The sequence below is a fragment of the Phormidesmis sp. 146-12 genome, assembly GCF_052939495.1.
This window is the reverse complement of sequence record NZ_JBJPHS010000201.1, coordinates 1-5,740: the sequence shown is the minus strand read 5'-3', so window position 1 is coordinate 5,740 and position 5,740 is coordinate 1. Positions and strand designations below refer to the sequence as shown.

Sequence of the window (5,740 nt, the reverse complement as noted above, 5' to 3'; positions counted from 1 at the left end):
CGAGTTACCCGCAAGGGGTCGCTTCGAGTTACCCGCAAGGGGTCGCTTCGAGTTATCTCTAAGGGGTTACTCACGCTAAAGGTTTCAGTTACCAACTGTGTGATCAAAACAGCTTTTTACCGTATAAAACTGTTAAAGAACATTAGAATAAGCTTTAAATTGTTGGGAACTAAAGCCTATAATCAGACCCATTTGTAACACTTAAGTCTGACTCTCTCGATTTCTCTACGCCATTTCTCTACACGATAGTTTAAACCCATCTTGAGGCGGATTATATCCGATCGTTGAACTGCAACAATATTAAAACAAAGACAACTTTGTTATGGATACCTAATATTGCTATTAATGGATATGACAACAACTCCCACTCGTGGACAGCTAGAACGTACCCTTTCTCAAAAAATTCAAGCCCTTTATCGGACTCAACTTGGACATCAGCCCAGCCGTGTACAGTGCCAAATTTTTGATGGCAAAGTGGTGATTATTTTAGAAGACTCCATCACTAAGCCAGAGAAGGTTTTGGTAGACAATGGTCAAGAAGAATTAGCCGAAAAAGTGAGAGATGACCTGGATAAAGCCATGCATCCTCAGCTAAGTGAATTAATTAAAGAAGTGATAGGAATTGATGTGATTGATGTGTTGAGCGATGCTACGTTTGAGACGGGACGCACAGGCACGATCGCGGTGCTGGCTGATACGCCTCAGTTTCGGGAATCGCAAAACAACGCCCGTCGCCCTAGAGGAGAGAATGCACCTTCAGATGGCGATGAATAATCGTCTGCAAGTCTTCTAAATCGTAGGGTTTGCATAAATAGTCGTCACAGCGGGACTGATTTAAACGATCGTTTGCGTCTTCTTGTGACAGTCCGGTTAAAGCAATCATTGGGATATGGCTGGTATCGGGCGATCGCTTGAGCCGAGAAATCACTTCAACTCCATCGATGCCTGGTAGTAAGAGATCCATCAGAATAAGGTCGGGAGATTTCTCGGCGATCAGAGTCAGTGCTGTTTCGCCATCTGTCGCAGTGAGTAAAAAGCAGTCAATGACTTCGGGGAGTTGATATTCAAGTAGGAAAAGATTGTCCTGGTTATCGTCTACAGCCAGGATCAGGGGCTTGCTACAGCCTGCGCTCATATTCATATAGATCCGTATCTCTCAAGTTCTAAGGTCAGTCCAAGCACTTAGCTCGCTCCATCAATCCACTAACCTAATAGCCATTAACAAAGCGCCTTGGCGACTAAAGAGTCGCCTTTGATGAGTGGTTTGCAATGGCTTAGAATGGCTTTGCAGGTTGCCAATTTCCCTTTCTCGTCGAGAGAAGCTGCAAGCTGACTATGAAAGCTTAAGTAATCTAATTAATCAATTCTACGGTAAAGAATGAGTGAATGCTCAAAAATTATAATTAATTAAGCTTTCAATATCTTCTTGATCGCTCCTATAGTTAGCAGATTTCAGCACATTGTAAATTAAGTCCCAGTATCACAAATTACAAGGCAGCTAATTATTTAATTCTCCTATGAGCGATCGATGTTTCGTGGTTTACATCTAAATTTGTAATGAATTAAACGTCTTCACGCTTAAACAAACGAACGGTTCACAAGACTTCTAAGGTCTGTTAGGTGACTCAATCATTGATTAAAAACAAGCCTATTTCAGCAGTTGAATTGACTCAGTACTGCTAAAAGTGATTGAGCTATAAAGTTACAAATATGACCCTAAAACAGGAAACAAGCCTTTAAGAAAAATGGCGGTGTCTGAAATTTTAATAGAGAATTGAGGAGAGGATTCACAATGGGAGTGACCGAAGGAATTAACCCTTACAATCGCTGCCCAAATTTAACCTGGAGGTGTGGGTCATGGGTATCGCTACAACTAACCCAACAACTGGAGAAACCCTAAAAACATTTGACGCGCTCGGTGATCGAGAGTTGGAAAATCGAATCGATCGCGCCCAACAAACTTTTCTGGAATATCGCCGCATTCCGATCGCTCAAAAGGCAATCTGGCTGACTCGTGCGGCTGAGATTTTAGAAGAGGAGCGCGATCGCTTTGGCAAATTAATGACGCTGGAAATGGGCAAACCATTGAAGGCCGCGATCGCAGAAGTTGAAAAATCGGCTTCAGTTTGTCGGTTTTATGCAAAACATGCGGCTGAGTTTTTGTCAGACGTGCCGATCATGACAGACGCAACTCAGAGCTTTGTGCGCTATCAGCCGTTGGGTGTGATTCTCGCTGTGATGCCGTGGAATTTTCCGTTTTGGCAGGTGTTTCGATTTGCGGCTCCTGCTCTCATGGCGGGCAACGTGGGCTTACTCAAACATGCTTCTAATGTGCCACAGTCTGCCCTGGCGATCGAAGAGATTCTCACGCGATCGGGCTTTCCCACAGGCGCTTTTCAGACGTTGCTGATTGGGGCGGATAAAGTGGCAGGCATCGTGGCGGACGATCGCATCAAAGCAGCCACCCTGACTGGAAGCGAACCCGCAGGGATTAGTTTGGCAACGATCGCTGGACAGCATCTCAAAAAAGTGGTGTTGGAATTGGGCGGCAGCGACCCCTTTATCGTCATGCCTAGTGCGGATTTAGAGGTAGCGGTTTCGACGGCGGTGACGGCGAGAATGCTCAACAGTGGTCAGTCTTGTATTGCAGCCAAGCGGTTTATTGTCGCGGAAGCGATCGCCGATGAATTCACCAAGCGTCTCATTCAAAAATACAGTGCGCTGAAGGTGGGCGATCCAATGTTGCCTGAGACAGAAATTGGCCCGCTGGCGACTCCTAATATTCTCAAAGACATTGACCAACAGGTACAAGAAGCGGTCAAACAAGGAGCCAAAGTTTTGATTGGGGGAGCGCCGATCGAGCGTCCGGGCAACTTCTATGCGCCGACGATTTTGAGCGAGATCCCGGTTGGCAGTCCGGCAGAGTCAGAAGAAATCTTTGGCCCGGTTGCGCTGTTGTTTCGCGTTCCTGATCTGGATGCAGCTATTCATCGCGCCAACGATTCGCCCTTTGGGTTGGGAGCCAGCGCCTGGACGAACGATTTTGCGGAACGCGATCGCCTTGTCAATGAGATCGAAGCCGGGTCAGTCTTTATCAACGGTATGGTCAAATCTGATCCACGACTTCCCTTTGGGGGCATCAAGCGATCGGGCTATGGTCGCGAATTGGGCAGAGAAGGCATCCACGAGTTTGTCAACATCAAAACGGTCTGGGAAAAATAGGGGTGACTTCTCAAGGATGTAAGTTATAAACGAGGCGAGACTTGCGACTGTACTCTACAACATTCGGTCAAACCTCTTTCTGACCTGGCTAAAACTTTTTCTGGGGGCAATATGGGCGACATGAATACGGCTGAACTCCTGGTGCACTGTCTGGAGAACGAAGGTGTGCGCTACATTTTTGGCGTGCCTGGAGAAGAAAATCTGGACGTTTTGGAGGCGCTACAACATTCCTCGATTCAGTTCATTACCACGCGCCACGAGCAAGGGGCCGCCTTTATGGCCGATGTCTATGGGCGACTCACTGGGCAAGCGGGAATTTGTCTATCGACGCTCGGCCCAGGGGCGACTAACTTGATGACCGGAGTGGCAGATGCGAACCTCGATCGCGCTCCTCTAATTGCCATTACTGGACAGGTGGGCACCGATCGGATGCATATCGAATCTCATCAATATCTGGATCTGGTGGCCATGTTTGCTCCGGTGACCAAGTGGAACGCGCAGATCGTTCGCCCCAGCAATACGGCCGAGATTGTCCGCAAAGCCTTTAAGCTGTCCCAATCTGAAAAACCGGGAGCCGTCCATATTGATCTGCCCGAAAACATCGCCGCCATGCCTGTAGTCGGTAAACCTTTGGCAACTGACAATATCGAAAAAACCTACGCCTCGTTTCATAGTATTGAGAAGGCAGCGATCGCGATTTCTCATGCCAAAAATCCGCTGATTTTAGTAGGCAATGGAGCGATCAGAGCCAACGCCAGCGACATGGTGACTAAGTTTGCGACTCAATTGAATATTCCTGTAGCCAATACTTTTATGGGCAAGGGTGTGATTCCGTTTGAGCATCCGTTGGCGCTGTGGGCGGTTGGGTTGCAGCAGCGAGACTATATTAGCTGTGGATTTGATCAAGCTGATTTGGTGATTGCGATCGGCTATGACTTGATTGAATACTCACCCAAAAAGTGGAATCCTGACGGCACTGTTCCGATCATTCACATTGACGGTACGCCTTCTGAAGTAGACAGCAGCTACATTCCCATTGCTGAAGTGGTGGGCGATATTTCAGATGCGCTGCAAGAGATTTTGAATCGCAGCGATCGCACTGATAAGCCTGTCCCCCAGTCGTTAGAATTGCGGGCTGACATTCGTGCAGACTACGAGCAATATGCCGCAGATGCTGGTTTCCCAATCAAGCCTCAGAAGATTATTTACGATTTGCGGCAGGTGATGGGGCCCGACGATATTGTAATTTCGGATGTCGGCGCACACAAAATGTGGATGGCTAGACACTATCATTGTCACCGCCCCAACACTTGCATTATTTCTAATGGATTTGCGGCGATGGGGATTGCGATACCGGGAGCGATCGCAGCTAAACTCGTCAATCCCACTCATAAAGTAGTAGCAGTGACGGGAGACGGCGGCTTTATGATGAACTGTCAGGAGCTAGAAACCGCGCTCAGAGTCAACACGCCTTTTGTCACAATCATTTTCAACGATGGCGGCTACGGCTTGATCGAATGGAAACAACATAACCACTTTGGGCATTCCTCATTCATCAAGTTTGGCAATCCCGATTTTGTCAAGTTTGCCGAAAGCATGGGACTCAAGGGCTATCGAGTCGAATCCTGCGCCGATCTGATTCCGACGCTCAAAGAAGCCCTTGCCCAAGACGTTCCTGCTGTCATCGATTGCCCCGTTGACTATCGAGAAAATCTGCGCTTTACCCAGCGATCGGGTGATCTGAGTTGTACTATCTAGGGGTTTTGCAGACTGATTCTACGGTGTTTAAATATTGCGATCGAACTGTCATGTAATACTAATCCTCATGACTTAAACTGCTGTATTGGTCTTGATTCAGAGATTTGGACGCAGCTTGTTTAAGATTATTTCTTAACGTGTGAAGCGATCGTTCAGGCTGCATTCATACAAGCAATTTAGCTGCTACAGCATCGGGTTAACATCAGTTCCTCTCACTTCTTAATTTTCTTTAGATATGCTTTAGACCCAGAGCCGATCGCCCAATATATTAGAGGTGAAACCAAAATAGGAATCAGGATACCCAAGGTCAGAAAGGATGAAGGTAATGCAGGTGAAACCATCTTCAAGGCTAATAGTGCAACTGTTGTGCTGCAAATTGCAATGAGCGTGTAGTCGATCGAGACCCAAAGTTTTAACGAATTAGAGATAACTTGTCTTTGTTTGAATGTGTAAACCTGACCAATACTGTAAGCAGCAATAAATTGAATGGCTACACCCATTCCAAGAAACTTGATGCCAAGAACAGCTTGCAAGAGACCAAGCATCAGGTTAGCAGCAAGGGTGTAACCAAAGATCATCAACGCAAGCATATAAGCTTTACTCCACATGAATGTAGAACCTGGATGAATATGAATTGAATTACCTACAATCTATGGACTGCGATTTCGTAGAGTAGTTTTCCCTCAATGTTGGACACAATTACGGGTTAACGTCAGTTCGATGAGAGTGACTCGCTTCGTTTCAATCGGCTTCAGCCCCC

5 protein-coding genes are annotated in these 5,740 nt (G+C 46.7%); 3 read left to right on the top strand and 2 right to left on the bottom strand.

Annotation, left to right across the window (positions count from 1 at the left end; translation table 11 throughout):
• The first annotated feature begins 351 nt into the window (after nucleotides 1-351).
• Entirely contained in the window at nucleotides 352-774 is a 423-nt protein-coding gene (locus ACKFKF_RS34125) for a DUF2294 domain-containing protein (protein ID WP_446862110.1), read from the top strand.
• Here ACKFKF_RS34125 and ACKFKF_RS34120 read toward each other — a convergent pair.
• Complete coding sequence (locus ACKFKF_RS34120; RefSeq protein WP_446871807.1) at nucleotides 737-1,141, bottom strand: response regulator; 405 nt, start codon at nucleotides 1,139-1,141, stop codon at nucleotides 737-739. The genes ACKFKF_RS34125 and ACKFKF_RS34120 overlap by 38 nt on opposite strands.
• Nucleotides 1,142-1,857: 716 nt before the next feature.
• Between ACKFKF_RS34120 and ACKFKF_RS34115 the strand changes: the two genes are divergently transcribed.
• Nucleotides 1,858-3,222: an NAD-dependent succinate-semialdehyde dehydrogenase gene (locus ACKFKF_RS34115; RefSeq protein ID WP_446871806.1), complete on the top strand. Its 1,365-nt coding sequence runs from the start codon at nucleotides 1,858-1,860 to the stop codon at nucleotides 3,220-3,222.
• Between the two features lie 111 nt (nucleotides 3,223-3,333).
• The gene (locus ACKFKF_RS34110) at nucleotides 3,334-4,980 is read left to right on the top strand and encodes an acetolactate synthase large subunit (RefSeq protein ID WP_446871805.1); all 1,647 of its coding nucleotides are present in this window, start codon (nucleotides 3,334-3,336) and stop codon (nucleotides 4,978-4,980) included.
• Between the two features lie 212 nt (nucleotides 4,981-5,192).
• Here ACKFKF_RS34110 and ACKFKF_RS34105 read toward each other — a convergent pair whose 3' ends face one another.
• Complete coding sequence (locus tag ACKFKF_RS34105) at nucleotides 5,193-5,588, bottom strand: hypothetical protein (protein WP_446871804.1); 396 nt, start codon at nucleotides 5,586-5,588, stop codon at nucleotides 5,193-5,195.
• Nucleotides 5,589-5,740 lie beyond the last annotated feature (152 nt).

What these genes read in the sequence shown, in the direction of transcription:
- ACKFKF_RS34125 (WP_446862110.1), top strand. Translation starts at nt 352, where the DNA reads ATGACAACAACTCCCACTCGTGGACAGCTAGAACGTACCCTTTCTCAA.
- ACKFKF_RS34120 (WP_446871807.1), bottom strand. Translation starts at nt 1,141, where the DNA reads ATGAATATGAGCGCAGGCTGTAGCAAGCCCCTGATCCTGGCTGTAGAC.
- ACKFKF_RS34115 (WP_446871806.1), top strand. Translation starts at nt 1,858, where the DNA reads ATGGGTATCGCTACAACTAACCCAACAACTGGAGAAACCCTAAAAACA.
- ACKFKF_RS34110 (WP_446871805.1), top strand. Translation starts at nt 3,334, where the DNA reads ATGGGCGACATGAATACGGCTGAACTCCTGGTGCACTGTCTGGAGAAC.
- ACKFKF_RS34105 (WP_446871804.1), bottom strand. Translation starts at nt 5,588, where the DNA reads ATGTGGAGTAAAGCTTATATGCTTGCGTTGATGATCTTTGGTTACACC.